At 69.0% G+C, this 18,327-nt stretch carries 14 protein-coding genes; 7 read left to right on the top strand and 7 right to left on the bottom strand.

Translation table 11 applies throughout. The features are described from left to right. Positions 1 to 197: 197 nt before the first annotated feature. Positions 198 to 476, bottom strand: a complete 279-nt coding sequence (locus WME90_RS44455) for a hypothetical protein (RefSeq protein WP_437278166.1) — start codon at positions 474 to 476, stop codon at positions 198 to 200. A gap of 71 nt (positions 477 to 547) precedes the next feature. Here WME90_RS44455 and WME90_RS44450 point away from each other — a divergent pair, with 71 nt between their 5' ends. The 6 genes from WME90_RS44450 to WME90_RS44425 all read left to right on the top strand — a co-directional run bounded on the left by WME90_RS44450 (position 548) and on the right by WME90_RS44425 (position 7,220). Continuing rightward, complete coding sequence (locus tag WME90_RS44450; RefSeq protein WP_437278165.1) at positions 548 to 1,126, top strand: hypothetical protein; 579 nt, start codon at positions 548 to 550, stop codon at positions 1,124 to 1,126. A gap of 1,470 nt (positions 1,127 to 2,596) precedes the next feature. Next, positions 2,597 to 2,956 carry a hypothetical protein gene (locus WME90_RS44445; protein ID WP_437278164.1) on the top strand — a complete coding sequence of 120 codons (360 nt, stop codon included), beginning with the start codon at positions 2,597 to 2,599 and terminating at the stop codon, positions 2,954 to 2,956. A 90-nt stretch (positions 2,957 to 3,046) separates the two neighbouring features. Further along, positions 3,047 to 3,238, top strand: coding sequence for a hypothetical protein (locus WME90_RS44440; protein ID WP_437278163.1), 192 nt, complete (start codon positions 3,047 to 3,049; stop codon positions 3,236 to 3,238). Positions 3,239 to 3,652: 414 nt separating this feature from the next. After that, positions 3,653 to 4,534 (top strand): hypothetical protein, encoded by an 882-nt coding sequence (locus WME90_RS44435; protein ID WP_437278162.1) that lies wholly within the window; start codon positions 3,653 to 3,655, stop codon positions 4,532 to 4,534. A gap of 1,004 nt (positions 4,535 to 5,538) precedes the next feature. Continuing rightward, positions 5,539 to 5,790 carry a hypothetical protein gene (locus WME90_RS44430; protein WP_437278161.1) on the top strand — a complete coding sequence of 84 codons (252 nt, stop codon included), beginning with the start codon at positions 5,539 to 5,541 and terminating at the stop codon, positions 5,788 to 5,790. A 542-nt stretch (positions 5,791 to 6,332) separates the two neighbouring features. After that, the gene (locus WME90_RS44425; protein WP_437278160.1) at positions 6,333 to 7,220 is read left to right on the top strand and encodes a hypothetical protein; all 888 of its coding nucleotides are present in this window, start codon (positions 6,333 to 6,335) and stop codon (positions 7,218 to 7,220) included. 252 nt (positions 7,221 to 7,472) lie between these two features. On the opposite strand, the gene WME90_RS44420 is transcribed toward WME90_RS44425, so the two are convergent. Next, entirely contained in the window at positions 7,473 to 8,432 is a 960-nt protein-coding gene (locus tag WME90_RS44420) for an ATPase (protein WP_437278159.1), read from the bottom strand. 1,057 nt (positions 8,433 to 9,489) lie between these two features. Further along, entirely contained in the window at positions 9,490 to 10,653 is a 1,164-nt protein-coding gene (locus tag WME90_RS44415) for an IS481 family transposase (protein WP_437283738.1), read from the bottom strand. Positions 10,654 to 11,355: 702 nt separating this feature from the next. Between WME90_RS44415 and WME90_RS44410 the strand changes: the two genes are divergently transcribed. Continuing rightward, a complete protein-coding gene (locus tag WME90_RS44410) occupies positions 11,356 to 11,766 on the top strand; it encodes a hypothetical protein (protein WP_437278158.1) in 411 nt (136 codons plus the stop codon). Between the two features lie 81 nt (positions 11,767 to 11,847). Here the strand turns inward: WME90_RS44410 and WME90_RS44405 are convergent, their stop codons facing one another. The 4 genes from WME90_RS44405 to WME90_RS44390 form a co-directional block, all read right to left on the bottom strand. After that, entirely contained in the window at positions 11,848 to 14,157 is a 2,310-nt protein-coding gene (locus tag WME90_RS44405) for a hypothetical protein (RefSeq protein WP_437278157.1), read from the bottom strand. 9 nt (positions 14,158 to 14,166) lie between these two features. Further along, complete coding sequence (locus WME90_RS44400; RefSeq protein ID WP_437278156.1) at positions 14,167 to 16,209, bottom strand: DCC1-like thiol-disulfide oxidoreductase family protein; 2,043 nt, start codon at positions 16,207 to 16,209, stop codon at positions 14,167 to 14,169. After that, positions 16,206 to 17,318, bottom strand: a complete 1,113-nt coding sequence (locus WME90_RS44395) for a tryptophan 2,3-dioxygenase family protein (RefSeq protein ID WP_437283737.1) — start codon at positions 17,316 to 17,318, stop codon at positions 16,206 to 16,208. The genes WME90_RS44400 and WME90_RS44395 overlap by 4 nt, the downstream gene beginning before the upstream one ends. A gap of 310 nt (positions 17,319 to 17,628) precedes the next feature. Further along, positions 17,629 to 18,321, bottom strand: a complete 693-nt coding sequence (locus WME90_RS44390) for a hypothetical protein (protein ID WP_437278155.1) — start codon at positions 18,319 to 18,321, stop codon at positions 17,629 to 17,631. Positions 18,322 to 18,327: the final 6 nt, after the last annotated feature.

Here is an 18,327-nt window from a genome sequence, read left to right as displayed (position 1 = left end):
TTCTGTCGCCACGGTGCTACGGCGGTGGCCCATGCTGCCCCAGCCAACCTCTCTGCGCTTGTCCGCCTCTGACAGCCTCGTTGCCAGATGCGCCGGCCATCATGGCCGCGACCGAGAGCGCCCATCGGCCCGGCGATCATCCTCGGCCAAAGCCCACCTGATTCACCGCCAGCCCGATGAGCCGCATCCGTCAACCGTCACGAGAGAACGTCGATGGCCGTCGTCGCCCCGAGGACGTTATCGATCCAGCGGTCGAGGGTCGCCATGTCCGTGCATGCCTGGACGCGCTCTCTCTCGCTCTCGCTGAGCACGATCCCGGCCCGCGCGAGCAACCGCAGCAGGGCGTCCCTCTTGCCTTCGAGCTTCCCTTCACGCATGCCCTTGAGCTCGCCCTCACGTAGGCCCCTGAGCTTGCCGCGATCGATGAGCTCCCGCACGAACGGAAACCTCTCCTCGTCTTCGATCTGCCGTTCCATGACCAACGCCTCCAGCGCCCGCCGCATGGGCTCACGCAACGCGTTCCAGATGACCTGAAATAGACCATCGCGTGCTCCTGGTCGAGCCGGGCCAGGGCGACGAGCGCCGCCTGGACCACGGTGAGCCCGTTCGGCCCGTTGCCGTGCGCCACCGCCGAGAGCACGGCCAGCTCGGGGTCCTGCTCCGCGTCGGCTGGGTCGGTGATCTCGGGGACGACAGCCGGACCGAGCACCAGCGGCTCGACGTGGCCCAGGCCCAGGCCGAGGTCGATGTTCTCCGCCGCCCAGGCGGCCACGCCGGCATCCGTCGCGATCACGAGGACGACCGTGCCGCAGCGCTTCTTGGCGCGCACGACGGTGACATACGTCGGCCACGAGAACTTCTTGTCCGGATCCACGTCGCGCTGGACCTCGATGACGATCGCCAGCACGAGCGCGCCGTTCGCGTCTCGAAGCTCGAGCACCAGGTCAGCGCGGAACTCCACCGGGATGAGCTGGTCGAGCGACGACTCGACCACCGCGACCGACGCGTGCGGCGGCACCTCGACGTGGAAGAGCGTCACGAGCAAGTGGGGCGCGAGCTCCGGGTGCTCGCGGAACATCTCGACGAGGGCGTTGTGCTCGAGCGTCGGCATGACGTTCGGCCTTGAGCACCCCCCATGCCGGCACGAAACGACGGGAAAACTCGGTGACAGTGCCGACTCGGGGGTGGCGGCGCCATGGCGGCGCGCGTCAGCCATTACTCCCCCTCCACGGCGATGGCCGATGCGCCAGCCAACCTCTCCGCGCTCGCCTCCCTGAGCACCGGCGGGCAACGCCGTCACCCAGGACGCTGTCGCTATGCCAGCTTGCGGTACCGCAGGCTCGGGGTCGCCTCGCTCTTCAAAACGACAATTGACACTCCTGATCCAGTTCGGCCTGTTGCCGTGCGCCACCGCCGAGAGCACGGCGAGTTCCTCCTCCTTGTCGTGGCCCCTGCTCCGCCATCGCCGCGCCCGCTTGCGGCCCGTTCACCCCCTCATTCGCCGGGATCTCCGCCGCGGCCCCGGCGCCGTCCGCGCTCGCTTCCTTGAGCGCCGGCGGCAACGCCAGCAGCCCCGGGCGCGGCCGATACCCCAGCTTCCGGTACGACAGGATCGGAATCGCCTCGTTCTGGTAGGGCGCGCTCTCCCAAGACGGCCCGCGCCTCCAACGGGCTACGTGCGCTGCGGACGCCGCCGCTCCAGGGACGCGGCCGGCGACGCCAGGATCGCGGACTCGATGCAGTACGCACATAACTGGGAGCTGGGTCGCCTGTTGACGCCGCCCTCCCATGGGAGACGCATCCGGAGTCGGGGAAGAAGATGGGGCACCGGCTGAAGGTGGAGACGCGCATGCCCGTGCGTTGCGGCTGTTCCTGTGCGCTCTTTGTCGATTCGGCACCCGCCAAGGCAGTCGAGTTCGGCGTTGGCATTCGCATGGCGCGAACCAGATCGGGGCTGGCCCCAGGCTTGCGGTCAATCCTTTCGCCGGGTTGCCTTACCGCTGGGCCTCTCTGTAGATCGGGGGAGAGTCGAAATGAGAAAAGTCTTTGCCATCCTGCTTCTTGGTCTTGTAGCTTGCAACTATGACATGGGGGAATGCTGGGTCCGCGGTGAGGAGACGAGCGGAGCCGGCGCTGGCAGCATTATTCCTACGACTGGTTCCGGAGACTTCGACGACGCGCCACCCGAACGGCAGAACGCCGAGGAACCAACCGAGTGCAACAGCACGGAGCCGAATCGCCCCGACGACAGCGGTCCGTCGCACGATGACGATCCGTATGAAGCAGGACTGAAAGTATTCTGCACCACGCCAGACCATGGTGCCACATGCTCAGAACGGTGCTTCGCGAAGGGAATCGGATGCGTTGCGCTCGCCGTACACCCATACAAGCCCGACGGCGGAAACGGCAAGCTATTTTCATGCAACGACTTAACAATCGGGTTCATGTGCGGATATCATTACCCGAATGGCGACGACTGCTATTATCCAGTTGGCGGCCTGCCATTCCCGAAGGTCTGTTCCTACTCTGGGAATGACTAGGTCTCTGCAATCGACCGTTGCAACGCCGACGAACCAGGAACATTGCCGAGGGCAGCATGGCGGACATCGAGAAGCTGCTGGTCGATTTCTACAACGGGGCACACATGGTCGACATCGTCGACAAATGGGCTTTTGTGGTCGCAAACCGACAGATGGTCCTTGAGAATCTCGCGTCGTTCGAACGGGCATACGAGCAGCTCGTCGAGCTTCGCGCAGCGGGGAAGCTCGGCGCCGGAGCGGCCGATTTCTCAGCGGAGAACCTCGACGTGGTCAAGCGCATCAACCAGCTAATCGCGCCGGGCTTCGACAGCGACGAAGCGCGTCAATCGGCTCGAGAGATACATGCTTTGGCTGAACGATGCGCGCGAGCGCTGCAAGGAAGCGACACGCCCCCCGCTGGACAAGGAAATCACTGACCCCGAGGAGGTGGGCAGCCCACGCGGGGTGAGAACTGTTGACGCTCACGCTGGCTCATGGTCCTGCGCGCAGGCTCATCAGCACGAGGGATGCGGGAGGGCCCCCTGAAGACCAAGGCCCAGGCCGTGCTCGCCTTCCTCGGGGCCTGCGGGCTGGAGGTCCCCGCCGACGTGCGAGAACGCGTCCTCGCGAGCACCGACCTCGACGAGCTGGACCGCTGGATCCGCCGTGCGGCGATCATCAGCGACGCCCGGGAGCTCCTCGCCGCGACCGGCTCGTGAACCGACGCCGCAGGCTTCAGGAGCAGACGAGCGCGCTGCTCCTGTCGACGAAATGCGACGGCGGTAGCCGATGCGCCAGCCTAGCTCTCCGCGCTCGCCTCCCTGAGCACCGGCTACTACGCCGGCAGCCGCGGACGCGGCCGATACCCCAGCTTGCGGGATGACAGGAGGTATCGGAACGGTGTCGGCGCCTTCCCGAGGACCGGCGTCCGCTCGTGTGCCCGAGAGCTCTCACGCGCGGCAGCGTGCCCTGGTCGCCGGCGAGCACACGCACGTCACATGGCGTGATGACCCCGAGGAGCTCCCCGGAATTCATGAGTGGGAGGGCGCTGCTCGGCCCCTGCGGGTCCCACCGCACGAGCCTGGCGCGCCACGCAAATCCAGCATGACTGCAACCACTCATGAGACGACCCGATGCCCTCAGTGACCCATGAAGCCCTTGTGGAGCTGTTCAAGAACCGGCCGACGCTCGCCGCCGAGCTGCTGCACGACGCGCTCGGCCACCCGGTCCCGACCTTCACGGAGGCGCGCGTCGAGTCCTCCGACCTCACCGAGATCGTGCCCTCCGATCGCCGGGCGGATGTCGTCGTCGTGCTGCTGGTCGGCGAGCAGCAGCGCGCGATGGCCATCGTCGTCGAGGTCCAGCTCGGCGTGGACCCGGACAAGCCCTACGTCTGGCCGGTGTACGTCACCCAGACGCGGGCCCGGCACCGCTGCCCAACCGGGCTGCTGGTCGTGACCATCGACGCGGCGATGGCGCGGTGGAGCGCGCGGCCGATCGACACGGGCCACCCTGGCTGGACGCTGACGCCGCTGGTGCTCGGGCCCCAGGGCGTCCCGGTCGTCACCGACGCCGCGCAGGCGAAGGCGGCGCCGGAGGTGGCCGTGCTCTCCGCGATGGCGCACGGACAGAGCGAGGCGGCGGAGGCGATCGGCTTGGCGTTCTTGGCGGCGGCGGACGAGCTCGATGAGGAGCGCCGGGCCGTCTACGGGGACCTGGTGCTATCCTCGCTCAACGCAGCGGCGAGGCGGAAATTGGAGGCGATGATGAAGAGCGGTTACCAGTTTCAGAGCGAATTCGCGCGCGGCTACGTAGCGAAAGGTCGGCAGGAGGGGATCCTCGAAGCCAAGGCGCAGGCGGTGCTCACCTTCCTCGAGGCCCGTGGGCTCGAGGTCCCCGTCGAGGTGCGGGAACGCGTCCTCGCGAGCACCGACCTCGCCGAGCTGGACCGCTGGATCCGCCGCTCCGCCGTCGTCAGCGACGCCCGGGAGCTCCTCGCCACGACCGGCTCCTGAACCGACGTCGCGGGCTTCAGGAGCAGACGAGCGCGCTGCTCCTGTCGCCGCGGTGCCTACGGCGATGGCTCATGCTGCGCCAGCCAACCTCTCCGCGCTCGCCTGCCTGACCGCCGGCGGGCAACGCCGTCACCCCGGACGCTGTCGCTATGCCAGCTTGCGGTACGACGGGCTCGGGGTCGCCTCGCTCTTCAAAATGACAATTGACACGCTGGAGCCGGGAAGCGCGGAAGCTGGATACCCGAAGGAATCCGTAGGGGCGGGACTACCCAAGCCACGGAGGAGAAGACGAGTCGGAAGACGAAGATGTGGGCAGCGGACAGCTTGAGATGGCGGGGTCGTGCCCGCCGAGATTAGGCCGTCCGCCTCTGGGACAGCTACGTCGACGAGAACCCCTTGCCGTTCGTCGAGAGCTGCATCACCGGCGTCGAAGGTTTTGCAGAGCTCGCTCCCTTGTGGGCGCTCCTCTCGTGCTTCTTCCCGAGAAAGACCGCAGAAGGACGCCTGCGCCTCAGCCGATTCGACGAGATGGTCTTTTCCCTCCTCTCGTCCGAGTGGCAGACGGCCCTGGCGTTGGCCGTTCATCAATCGGAGACGCGAATGCACCTGTGGCATCTCCTCTCCTGCACAGGCGACCGGTTCCTGGAAGCTCGTCTGGATCAATGGGCAAAGCATGATTCGAGCGCCGCCGTCGAGCGCGCTCCTGGCCCGAAGCCGCCTGGCCACCCGATGCTCTCGAAGGTGTACCGTCTCACGGAACGTGGGATGCGCTTCGAGAGACGGGGCTCGATCAGCTCGGGGACGCACCAAGCCTGCCCATGGCGGGGACCGCGGCGTACTCGCCCGCGGCCCCCTGGGTGCTGCTCGACGACGGACGGCTCGCTCGTTCGTGAGCGCGGGTCTCCCTGGCGGCGGCGAACGAGCTCGATGAGGAGCGCCGGGCCGTCTACAGGGACCCGGTGCTATCCTCGCTGGACGCAGCGGCGAGGCGGAAGTTGGAGGCGATGATGAAGAGCGGTTACCAGTTCCAGAGCGAATTCGCGCTCAGCCACATAGCGAAGGGGCGAGAGGAAGGGTTCCGGGAGGGGAAGGCACAGGACGTGCTCGCCTGCCTCGAGGCCCGCGGGCTGGAGGTCCCGGTCGAAGTGCGAGAACGTGTCCTCGCGAGCAACGACCTCGACGAGCTGGACCGCTGGATCCGCCGTGCCGCGATCATCAGCGACGCCCGGGAGCTCCTCGCCACGACCGGCTCCTGAGAGCGCCCCGGCCCCAGGAGCGGACAAGCAAGCTGCTCCCGTCGCTGGAAGGCGATGGCAGGTAGCCCGTGCGCCAGGCTGCTTCTCCGCACTTGCCTCCTTCAGCGCCCGCGGAGGGCCGGCAGCCAAGGACGCAAGCGATACCCGGGCTTCCGGTACGACACGATCGGCATCACCTCGCTCTTCAGAACGAAAACACACGGCTCCCGCCATGTCGTCCGAGTGAAGCCACCGGGAGTCCAAGCCGGAGCTGAATCGGAGGGCCAGCTGCGCAAGAACCACAGCGGACACAATGGCCGAAGCCTCGCTACGGCGTCGGCGCTCCTCAGGGACCTGAGTCCGCTCGTGTCGCCGAGAGCTCTGACGCGCCACCCTGTGCCCTGATCGTCGGGGCACACGCGCCTCACATGGCGTGATGACCCCGAGGAGCTCCCCGGAATTCATGAGTGGGAGGGCGCTGCTCGGCCCCTGCGGGTCCCACCGCACGAGCCTGGCGCGCCACGCAAATCCAGCATGACTGCAACCACTCGTGAGACGACTCCATGCCCTCAGTGACCCATGAAGCCCTGGTGGAGCTGTTCAAGAACCGGCCGGCGCTGGCCGCCGAGCTGCTGCACGACGCGCTCGGCCATCCGGTCCCGACCTTCACGGAGGCGCGCGTCGAGTCCTCCGATTTCACCGAGATCGTCCCCTCCGACCGCCGCGCCGACGTCGTCGTCGTGCTGCTGGTCGGCGAGCAGCAGCAGCCCGCGATGGCCATCGTCGTCGAGGTCCAGCTCGGGGTGGACCCGGACAAGTCCTACGTCTGGCCGGTGTACGTCACCCAGACGCGCGCTCGGCACCGCTGCCCGACCGGACTGCTGGTCGTGACCATCGACGCGGCGATGGCGCGGTGGAGCTCGCGGCCGATCGACACGGGCCACCCTGGCTGGACGCTGACGCCGCTGGTGCTCGGGCCCCAGGGCGTCCCGGTCGTCATCGACGCCGCGCAGGCGAAGGCGGCGCCCGAGGTGGCCGTGCTCTCCGCGATGGCGCACGGACAGAGCGAGGCGGCTGAGGCGATCGGCGTGGCCTTTTTTTCGGGGGCGGTGGACGAGCTCGATGAGGAGCGCCGGGCCGTCTACGGGGACCTGGTGCTATCCTCGCTGAACGCAGCGGCGAGGCGGAAATTGGAGGCGATGATGAAGAGCGGTTACCAGTTTCAGAGCGAATTCGCGCGCGGCTACGTAGCGAAAGGTCGGCAGGAGGGGATCCTCGAAGCCAAGGCGCACGACGTGCTCGCCGTCCTCGAGGCCCGCGGGCTCGAGGTCCCCGTCGAGGTGCGGGAACGCGTCCTCGCGAGCACCGACCTCGACGAGCTGGACCGCTGGATCCGCCGCTCCGCCGTCGTCAGCGACGCCCGGGAGCTCCTCGCCACGACCGGCTCCTGAACCGACGCCGCGGGCTTCAGGAGCAGACGATCGCGCGGCTCCTGTCCTGGCAGGCGATGGCAGGCCGGCCGGGCACCATCCTACTTCTCCGCCCTCGCCTCCTTCAGCGCCGGCGTCAGTGGCGGTAGCCACGGACGCGAGCGTGGCCCAGATCGGCGAGGGTGCCGGCGGTGAACGGTGAACGCTGGCGCTCCTATGGGGCCGCGGTCTTCACCCATCGGACGCGGGAAGCGGGATCCGTGAACCCCGAGCTCAGGGCGATTCCCCGTCATCGCCCGCCTCGCCGTCTCCCGACTCGCCCTCCTCCGACGCGCCGTCTTCCGGCTCGGCCTCCTCCGACTCGTTGCCCTCCTCCCCCTCCTCTTCTCCTCCGCCGTAGGCGCCGCGGGAGGCGGGGAACGGCGCATAGTCCTTCATCTTCTCGGTGCCCGCGTACCAGTACTCCGCGGCGGCGCGCAGCCTCCGCTCGGCGTTCACGACGAGGGTGTACGCGGCGTCGCGGAGCTTGCGCGAGCGCACCGCCTCGAGAGAGAGCTTCTTGTCGGCGAGCATGCGCGCGAGCAGCGGCGAGAGCTCGCGGAGGCGGTCCGCCGCGGCGCCCTCGCCGCGCGGCGCCTTGTGAATGGCCTCCGCGTGCTCGGCGCAGAGCAAGAGGAGATCGGAGGCGTCCTGGACCAGATCCGCGTCGCCGCTGCCCGCCCGGATCGCCATGAGCCGCTTTTTCCCTTCGGGGCTCTTCTTGAAGCGGAGATCGAAGAAGCGGAGCAGCGATTGCTTGATCTGGACGGCCTCGGCGGCCGGCTTCACGAAGGCCGCGGCGGCCCGCTCCTGGCGCTGCTGCGTCGCTTGCCAGCGCGATTGCACGACGCGCAGGAGCTCGATCTTCTCACGAAACCCGCGGATCTCCTCGCGCGTGAGCGTGGGCTCGCCCTCGGCGAACGGCGTGCGCACGAGATCCGCCGCGTCGCGCTCGGCGGCGAGCTGAATGCGGCTCGACCAGATGACGCGCCGAGCGAGCTTGCCTGGAAAGAGGGTGGTGTCATCGCCGAGCGACTCGGCCTCTCGGAGCAGCTCGGCCTCTCGCTCGGCGCTCAGCGTGAGCTCGGGCGCACCGCCCGACGATCGGCGCGCGCCTCCGGCGTCGCTCGAAGCGCGCGTGTTCTTGGCGTTCTTGGTCCTGGAGGAAGCGGCGATGGGTGCCTTCGTTGCCATGGCGATGAAATGTCTCCTTGTCGAGGTCAGCGCCCCTCAGAGCAGAGGCGCGGTCGCTCAATGGGGAAATCGGTAACGCCAAGGCTTCGGGTCACAGGAGAGCACGATACCGACGCTTTCGTCGCAAGGTCGCAAGGAGACAGAGGCGCCGCGCAAGCGGACACCGAGGCTGCGCAGCAGCGGTGCAGCAGCGGCAACGGCCCTGCGCAGGCGTCGGGCCATGGTGACCCAGGGCAGCAACTGGGCGTGCAGAGGGGCGCTGGGGCTGCACAGGAACCACGTGATCGTGCGATAGGACACCCAAATGGGTGCGCAGGAGGGTCGCGAGGGCCGCATAGGAGCCACGCGATCGTACGATAGGACACATCAATGGGTGCGCAGGCGGCTCGCCGGGGCTGCGCAGCTGGGCGCCGAGGCTGCGCAGGAAGGTCGCCGAGCCTGCGCGGCAGGGCCGCCGGGGCTGCGCAGCTGGGCGCCCAGGCCGCGCAGAAAGGTCGCCGGGCCTGCTCAGCAGGGTCGCCGGGGCTGCGCAGCTGGGCGCCGAGGCTGCGCAGCCCCGGCGGCCCTGCCGCGCGGGAGGGCGTCGAGGCCGCGCAGCAGGGCCGCCGGGACCGCGCAGCCGGGCCGCCGGGACCGCGCAGCACAACCGCTGGGGCTGCGCAGAAGGGCGCCGACGCCTGAACGACCGGGAGCCCTGGTAACACTTTAGACCGGGAGCCTAGGTGACACTTTCTGGGCTCCCGGGATCGCGGTCCGCGAGGCTCGGAGCCGCGGTCCGGGTGGCTGCCGTCACTTACCGGGGGGTGAGTAGACGCAGACCAATACGATTGGTTACGCGAACGGGGTTCTTCGTCGTCACGTACCAGCAGCCTATTAACGCAATCCGAGTCTCAAGACAAAGACAAAAGCCGTCATCGTCTCTCTTTGCGCGCGGTCGCGCCAGTTGACGGTGCCGAGGCGAGTGCCGCCAAAGGCTAGAAGCGAAGCTCATTCGAGGGGGGGCCGGGGGGGGAGACTGGCAACTTGTGAGTTTGCTGTTGGTTCGTTGTGAAGGCGCTCAGCGCTGCTTCTCGAAGCGGAGCTCCTTGTTCTTGAGCGTGACCTTTGCAAGCAGAACCGGCCCGTAGTAGAGGCTCCAGCCATCTTCCTCGACCGGATCGAGCCCCACCGGTTCGTAAGCGAGCAGCCGGGACACTCTCGTCTTCGAGGTCTGCCCGGCGAAGCTCAAGCGGCCCATATCGTCCAGTTTCCGCACCTTCATCGTGTCGGCATACTCGGGCGACTTGGGTCTCTCGGGCAGGCATCGACGAGATGGCGTGTACCGAGACGACGGCGTCTTCATCTCGAGTGCCTCATGCGGACGCTCCGTGTTGTACACCCGTCGGAACTGATCGAACGCGCGCTGCTGTGCGAGCATGGACGCGGCCGGCGGGCTTGCCACTTCGTCCTTTAGCGTGCGATGCATCCGCTCGTGCCGACCGTTCTGCTCCGGATGGCCGGGCTCGATTCGCTCCGGCGTAATGCCGAGCTGAATCCACCAGACGGACAACGCGGAGAGCCCACCGATGCCCGGGCTTGCGAACGGAGGCCCATTGTCCGAGCGGATTCGCGCCGGGAGGCCAAACTCTCGAAACGCTCGCTCGAAGTGAGGCCTTACAGCGATGTCATCTGCCTTGACGAGACCCTCGCACTTGAGTAGAAAACGGGTCGTGTGATCCGTGATGGTCAGCGGGTAGCAGCGCGTCTTGTCGCTGACCACGAAGTGCCCCTTAAAGTCCACGCACCACGTTTCATTCGGATACGCTGTCGGCGCGATCGGCAGCGGGTGCATGGGCGGATGAACCCGACGGCGGCGCGGCGGAATCAACCCGTGCTTCTTGAGTGCGTCGCCGATCGTGCTGGCGGCTGGCAGCTCCTTGACGCCTAGCGACTCCAGTCGCGCACGCAACTTCTTCGGCCCCCACTTCGGGTGCTCCTTGCGAAGCTCGATCAGCTTGTCGAGCACTTCCGCCGGCGTCCGATGCGGGCATGAGTGTGCCACCGGCCGATGCTCTGCGAGCCCGGCAGCGCCACGCGCTTCATAGCGCGCGACCCACTTGTAGCCTGTTTTCCGGCTGATCCCGAAGCGCTCGCAAAGCGCCGTGAACGTCTCGTCGGACTCGTTGACCAAACTGACGAAATGAACGCGCTGATCCATGGGACAGATCGCTTTCCAGGGCACCGACACCTCCGGTCGGTTTCCTACAAAAACCGAGAGCCTGTTACCTAGGCTCCCGGTCTGATCTGTCACCCAGGGTCCCGGTCAACTTTGTAACCCAGGCCCCCGGTCTGTACCCGCCGCGCAGCAGGCCTGCCGGAGCCGCACAGCCCCTAGAGCACCGATCACGCTGGAGTCACGAGGAAATCAACAGAAGGGAAGAGCAACCGCAAGGGCGCGAGGGGCGCAAGGGGAAGGCAAGAAAATATCTCGTCTCTGGTCCCTTGCGCCCCTCGCGCCCTTGCGGTTGCTCTCCTTCCCGCATTCCTTGCCCTTGGAGCTTGCTTCCCGGAAGAACGGTTGAACCACGCAACTTCTTGAATTCAGACAACTTTCAACCTGTTCGGCGCGCTAGTAATACAGCCGCACGTCGGTGAGCGACGAACGAGCTGGGCTCCACCGGAGTGCGGACAAGCCAAGCGTCACGAGCACCCGCCCGCCCATCGAGATCCGCTGAGATTCCGCGACGTGCGGCTGTAGTACCAGGGGCCCCGCGGATCACGAGGCGTGATGACCCCGAGGAGCTGCCCGGAATTCACGGGTGGGAGGACGCTGCTCGGCCCGTGCGGGCTCCACCGCGCGAGCGTGGTAGGCCACGCAAATTCAGCATGATTGCAACCACTCGTGAGACGACCCCACGCCCTCGGTGACCCATGAAGCTCGGCGATGGCGCACGGAGAGAGCGAGGCGGCGGAGGCGATCGGCTTGGCGTTCTTGGCGGCGGCGGACGAGCTCGATGAGGAGCGCCGGGCCGTCTACGGGGACCTGGTGCTATCCTCGCTGAACGCAGCGGCGAGGCGGAAGTTGGAGGCGATGATGAAGAGCGGTTACGAATTTCAGAGCGAGTTCGCACGCAGCTACGTGGCAAAAGGCGTGGAGAAGGGTCGGGAGCAGGGAATCCTCGAAGCCAAGGCGCACGACGTGCTCGCCTTCCTCGAGGCCCGCGGGCTCGAGGTCCCCGTCGAGGTGCGGGAACGCGTCCTCGCGAGCACCGACCTCGACGAGCTGGACCGCTGGATCCGCCGCTCCGCCGTGATCACCGACGCCCGGGAGCTCCTCGCCGCGACCGGCTCCTGAACCGACGCGCCGGGCCCCAGGAGCCGCCGAGCGCGCCGTTCCCATCGCCAGACGGCGGTGCAGGGCGTCCCCTGCACCAGCCTACTTCTCCGCGCTCGCCTCCTTGAGCAGCGGCGGCAACGCCGGCAGCCCTGGACGCGGCCGATACCCCGGCTTCCGGTACGACAGGATCGGGATCGCCTCGTTCTTGTACGGCGCGATCTCCCCCGGCTTCGGGCACTGATCTCGCACCCAGTACACGTCGTACGCCACGATCTCGTCCTCCGGCCGCCCGGTCCGCTCATGGTACCTGAGCAGGTAGTCCTGGAGGCCCGGCTTGCGAAACGGCTTGTTCCGGTCGAGCCGGATCCGGTTGAAATAGTCCTGCTGGATCTGCCCGAGCCCCAGCCCCCGCGCGTCGGAGAGGTTCAGATCGGGCGGGAGCCCCGTGAACGGATCCACGTGCCGGCCATCGACCGTTATCGCGTCGACGCTGATCGACCCGTCCTCCGTGATCGGGTTCGGCGCGAACATCCCCCACCCCTGGAGGGTCCGCGGATACACGATCGTCGCCTGCACGAACTTCGGCTGAGTGTGCTTGAGGAACGCAGGCACGCTCTTGTTCTCGTTGAGCGCCTGGCTCACCGCGCAGAGCCCGAGGTACGCAATCACCACCTCCCGCGCGATCACCCGGCCACGGGCGAGCCGCTCCCGGAGCGGCGACGGGCTCTCCACGACGCCGACAGCCCTCCCGCGCGGCGCCCGCGTCAGCCCGAAATACCGCGCGATGCCGTCGCGCCGACGCGACACGACCCCGAGCAGCGCGCCCGGCGCGCCGAGGGTCAGCGCCCAGAGGAACGGCCAGGCAAAACGACCTCCAGGGAGCGCCCGCACGACCTCGCGCAACGCCGCCGCCCCGCGGAACACCCGCCCATCCGCCGGGTCGCTCGGGTCGCGCACCTCGAAGAGCTCCGCCCTAGGCTCCCCTCCCCCGGCCGCCTCCGCGCCGCCCGCCGGGACGGCGCGCGCCTCCTCGAACCGGAGCAGCTCGAGGTTGTCGAGCCGGACAAGGAACCGCATGAGGGCGAAGGCGAGCGGCGAATCGCCGTCATAGACGACGACCCGGGGCGCCGCGCCGCGGCGATACCAGCGCGCGAGCGCGTCCCAGTGCTGCGCCGTCGGCAGCAGGAACGACCAGCCGATCATGAACCACGAGAACGGGCCGAGGCGCATCATCACCCCGAAACTCCCGTGCAGGGCCCACATCCCGCCCATCGCGAGCGCCCGCGTGAAGCGGCGGCCATACGGCGAGAGGATCCACGTCACGAGCAGCGCCTCGACCACCAGCACGCCCCAGGTGAGCCCCTTCATCGCCCAGAAAGGGATGAGCTCCCGCGCGATGACGGCGATTCCGGTCACCATGCGATCGAGGTGCAAGACGTAGTGCACCGTCTCGCCGCGATGCCAGATCTGGCCCGACTTGTTGACGACGTTGAAATAATAGATGGTCGCCAGGTTCAGGATCGCGAGCAGCACGATCCCCGAGACGTACGGCCGCTCGGCCCACTCGGGGCGCCTCCGATCCGCGAGATCGGCGGCCGTCCGCTCCCGCCGCTCGCGGTAGGAGCGAATCAGCGCGTCGACGGAGAAGCGCCTGCCCGTCGGCATGAACATGGCCCAGCAGGTGATGATGTTCACGACGACATAGCCGCCGTTCTCGATCATGACGATCCGGTTGTCCCGGCTCGCCACGAGCACGAACGACAGGATCGCGAACAGCCGAGTGTGCCAGCCGACGAAGTAGCAGAGGAAGCAGAAGAGCGAGAGCGCGAACGCGACGTGGACCTCTCCTGTCGACGAGAACGCGTGATACAGGCTGAAGTTGTATCCGCTGCTCGGGTGGAAGAGGTGATAGTGGTTGGTGAGCACCCCGTCGTTGCTGTAGATCCAGCTCGCCTCGGCCCAGTGGCGCACGCAGTCGGCCGAGAGGAGGAAGCCGAGCACCAGCCTGAACAGGCCGAGCGTGCGGACGTCGATGGTGCAGTAGTGCTCCTTGATCCACCGCCCCACGCGCCGTAGTCGGCCCTCGGCCGGCCGCCTCGGGGCCCCGCCCTCGGGCGCTGGCGGCGCGCCTTCACCGCGCGGCGCGCTCTCCTGCGGCGCGCCCTCATCGGGCGGCGCGCTCTCCCGTAGCGCGCCTTCGTCGGACGGCACATCCCCTGTCGGCGCGCCTTCGCCGGGCGGCACATCCCCTGTCGGCGCGCCTTCGCCGGGCGGCACATCCCCTGTCGGCGCGCCTTCGTCGGAAGTCACATCCCCTGTCGGTGCGCCGTCATCGTCCGGCGCGCCCGCGCCGGTTCCGCGCGCCGCGTCGGGTGCCGCGGCGCTCGGGTCCTCGTCAAGCTGACGCATGCGAGCGCCTCAGTTCGGCTTGCCGTGATGGCGGAGGGTCGGCAGGAGGGGCAGGCCCCCCTCGCCCAGCCTTCCCGTGCCGCCCCGCGAGTGCGAGAACAGCTTGTCCCGCTCGAAGCTCGTCGACGCGGGCTCACCCGGCGCGGGGGTCGGCGCCGAGACCCAGTACGCGTCGAAGCCCGACAGCGCCGCCTCACGCCCCGTTCCGGTCGCCTGGGGCCCGCCCTTCGCAAGGTAGTCCCGGAAGGCGCGCTGGTAGTCGGACCACTCCGGCCGCCGGATGCGATCGAGGTAATCGGACCAGAGCTGGCCGAGCCGCGCCCCGGGGTTCCCCGCCGGCTGGAGCTGCGGCTCCTCCCCGGTCAGCGGGTCGATCGGCTGCGACGCGCGCGTCTGGCCGTCGATCACCATCACCTCGTTGCTCCGCGGCGGCTCGGGCGCCATCACGTCCCACTTCGCCAGCATGCGCGGCCACGACGCCACGCCCGCGAGCACCGCCCCCTGCGGGACGGCCGCCGCGCCGGGCAGCGGGTTCTCCTTCGCCGTCTGCGCCAGCACCGCGGCGAGCACCACGAGCACCGCCGCCTCCCGCAGCGACCCCAGCACGAGCCGCGTCGTCCGCACCGCCGGCGCAGGGCCGTCCGATACCGGGCCCGCGCCGCCGTCCGCGTCGTCCTCGTCGGGCAGCGGGACCCCGCACGCCTGCCGGCCAAGGAGCTCGCTGATGCGGTGCCTGCACGCCGCGACAACGTCGTAGAGCGCGTTCAGGAGGTGCGAGATGCCCGGCAGCTTGAGCGGCCAGGCGAGCCAGCCGAGCGGCAACGCCAGGAGCCCCTCGGTGATCGCGGCGCCCCGCGTGTACACGCGCCCCTTCCGGTCGATCGCGAGCGCCGTCCGCTCCACGAGCTCCGGCGTGACCTCCTTCGGCATCGGCACGCGCTCCGTGGCGCCGGTCTGGTTGCGGACGTAGAGCTCGTCGAGCGCGACATTGCCCTGGAACGTCAGGTGCTCGCGCAGATCGAGCCGCTTGACCAGGCGCGCCAGCAGGAGGCAAACGCCGCAGTCGGCGTCGTACACGAGCGTGCGCGCCCGGCCCTCGCTCCAGCTGCGCTCGTAGGCGTCCCAGAGCTCGCCGGGCAGCACGAGCGGCGCCGCGGCGGCGAGCCCCCAGCCGAACAGCCCGAGGTCGAAGAAGATCCCGAGGATCAGCCCGTGCAAGACCATCAGCGCGGCCGCGACCCCGCGCGTCCAGCGGAAGAGCGCCGGGACGAAGAGCAGCGCCGGGATCGCGAGCTGCATGCCCCACGTGCCGAACGTCAGCCCGCGCAGCGTGCCGAGCGGCAGGGCGTCGCGGAGCCAGACGCCCGCGTCGCTCGCAAGGCGCTCGGCGTGGAGCGCATAGTAGAACGCCGTCCCGTCGCGCCACGCCTCCCCGCGCTGCTGGAGCGCCGTACAGAGGTAGATGAGGGCGAGCTGCAGCAGCACGGCCAGCGCGGCGAGCGACGTCGGCGACCACCCGGGCCGGCGCTCGGCCGCGATCTCGGCCTCCGAGACCCTCGACCTGTCGTTCAGCTCGGTGTCGCGCTTCTCGTCCCGGAGGGAGAGCGAGGCGCGCAGGCTGTCGAGCGAGAACCGGCTCCCGCACGGCAGGAACGCGGTGAGCGCGAGGATCGCGATCGCCGCGTAGTTGCCGGCGTTCTCGAGCAGGATGTTCCTCGACGTCAGGCTCACCAGCACGAGCAGCGAGAGGACGTGGAAGACGCGCGTCCGGTGCCCGATGAGGAACAGGGCGTAGACGATGAGCGCCAGCGAGAAGGCGAAGTGGGCCTCTCCCTCCGTCGAGAAGGCGTGGAACAGGCTGAAGACCTGCTGTTTGCCCCGGAGGTTGAAGAGGTGGTTGTGGTTCGGGAGGACGCCCTCGTTCGAGTAGAAGTCCCGCACCCATCGCCACCGCCCGAAGAGGTCGGCGATAAGGACCAGCCCGAAGGTGATGCGAAACAACCCGAGCGAACGGGCATCAAGACGCAAGAAGTGATCGCGAAGTGATTTCACGGAGAGTCCTCGACACGGAATCCGTAATCCGATGCGTGATCGAGCTCAGGGACGCTCGGCTTACGCAACAGCAGAGAGCGCACGCTCCAGAGATCGCCGAAGACGCGGTAGCGCAGCGCGGTCTGGTCGAGGTAGTCGACGCCCGCGGAGCCGCCCGTGCCGGTGCGCCGGCCGATCACCCGCTCGACCATCCGCGCGTGGCGCTGCCGCCAGATGAGCATGGCCTGCTCCATCTCCAGGATGCGGTCGAGCACCTCGCGCGGCCACGCGAGCCGGGGCAGCTCGCGGTAGCTCTCGATGAAGACGATCGCCGCGCGGATCGCCCTGCGCTTCTCGCGCGTGGGCTCGTCGGCCGCCGGGTCGTCCTCGGCGAGCAGGAACGCCTCGGCGCACGCGCTCTCCGCCTCGTAGCGCGCGCGGAGCCGCTCGACGTCCGCCGGGGTGAGCGCCCTGTCGATCGCCATCTGGACCCGGCGCTCGTTCTCCTCGCGCATCGATCGCGTGTAGCTGCGCAGGAAGCACAGGACGCCTTCCGGCTCGCTCGATCCGTCGATCGGCGTGCGCGAGAGCCACTCGTACAGGTAGTGCTTGAGGCTCGGCCCGCTCGCGAGCCGCGCCTCCACGCGACGCGTGGCCGCCGAGGGCAGGCCGTCCGCGGTCTTGAGCGCCTCCTTGTAGCTCCCCTCGCGGCCGAGCGGGATCCGGAGCGCGTCGTCGAGGCCCATCAGGAGCTCGATCTCGCGCAGCTGCGCCGACTGGAAGCCGCTCGCGGGGATGAGCCGATCGCGGAAGTCCAGGTAATCGCGGGTCGTCAGCGTCTCCATGACCCGGAAGTGCTCGATCGCCTGCTCGAAGATGGTGACGACCCGCCGGAACGAGCGCGCCGCGGAGGCGAGCTTCTGATCGGGCACGGGGTTCTGGCGGAAGAGCTCGCGCGCCGAGGTGAGCTCCCGGAGGATGAGCTTGAACCAGAGCTCGTAGATCTGGTGGACGACGATGAACAGGGCCTCGTCGTTGCCGACCTTCTGCTCGTCGTCGTCGAATCCACCCTGGAGGGCGAGCAGCTCCTCGACGTGGATGTAATCCCAGTAATTCATGTCGTTGGTGATTCGGGAGGCGCCGCCAGCGGAGCTCGCGCGGTGTGTTCGCAGCAAGCGGTGCGCCCGCGCCACGAGCAGCGCCGGGAGTCTACTTCCCGCCCCCCCGGAAACGGAAGGGCCTGGCACAGGTCGCACGGAATGCGCGTCGGCGCAAAAATCGACGTGATGCGCCGGTCGAGCGCGCGCGGCGCGGTGTGGCGCGCGCGGGCGGCCTCCACCGCAACGCGCTCGCGCGGCGCGGCGCGGCGCGCGCTTCGAGCGAGCGCGCGCCGTGCTCGGGGCGAGCGCACGGCGCGCGGTGGGCGAGCTCGCGGCGCGTTCAGGGCGCGCTCGCTGCGTCAGGCGGCGCATCGGCCGGGGCGCGCCGCACGCCGTCGGGGCCCATGTCGATGGGCGGCGCGTAGCTCTTCAGCTCGGCCCGCTCGTAGCTCGCGCCGCCCATGGCCTCGATCGCCACCACGCCGACGTCCGGGCAGAACGTCGACACGTAGCGCGCAGGCCTGTCGCCGAGGCGCTCCTCGACGGTCTGCACGCAGCCCGTGAACCGCCCCGCGGGCACCTCGATCGCCGCGTCGACCGCGGTGATCCGCGCGCGGCCGCCGTGCTCGCCGGTCCACGTGGTGCCGGGCGCGAGCGGCTCCTTGAGCACGAAGACGCCCGTGTCGCTGCGGATCACGCCCTCGCCGGTGAACTCGAAGCGCTTCACCCCCGAGGGGAACCGGAGCTCGCCGCGGCGCGCGTCCGCGCGGTGCACGCGCGCGACGAGGAGGCCCTGCTCGCCGCCCTCGCTCATGGTCGCGTAGTGGTAGATGTGCCCATCGACGAGCGGGAAGTAGCGCTCGGCCCGCGTGCCCGACGAGGCGCCCCGCTGCCCCTCGGGCGCCGCGTTCCACGCCGCGGGCCGACCCGGGCCGGGGGCGCCCCCGCAGGCCGTCGACGCGAGCGCGAGCGCCAGCGCGGCGCGCCGCACGGCGGGGAGGCCGCCTGAAGGGCGTCCGGTCTCGGCGTTCACCGCGCT

Source organism: Sorangium sp. So ce375, assembly GCF_051473855.1.
In the GTDB taxonomy this organism is placed as follows: Bacteria; Myxococcota_A; Polyangia; order Polyangiales; family Polyangiaceae; genus Sorangium.
This window is presented reverse-complemented; position numbering and strand designations above follow the sequence as displayed.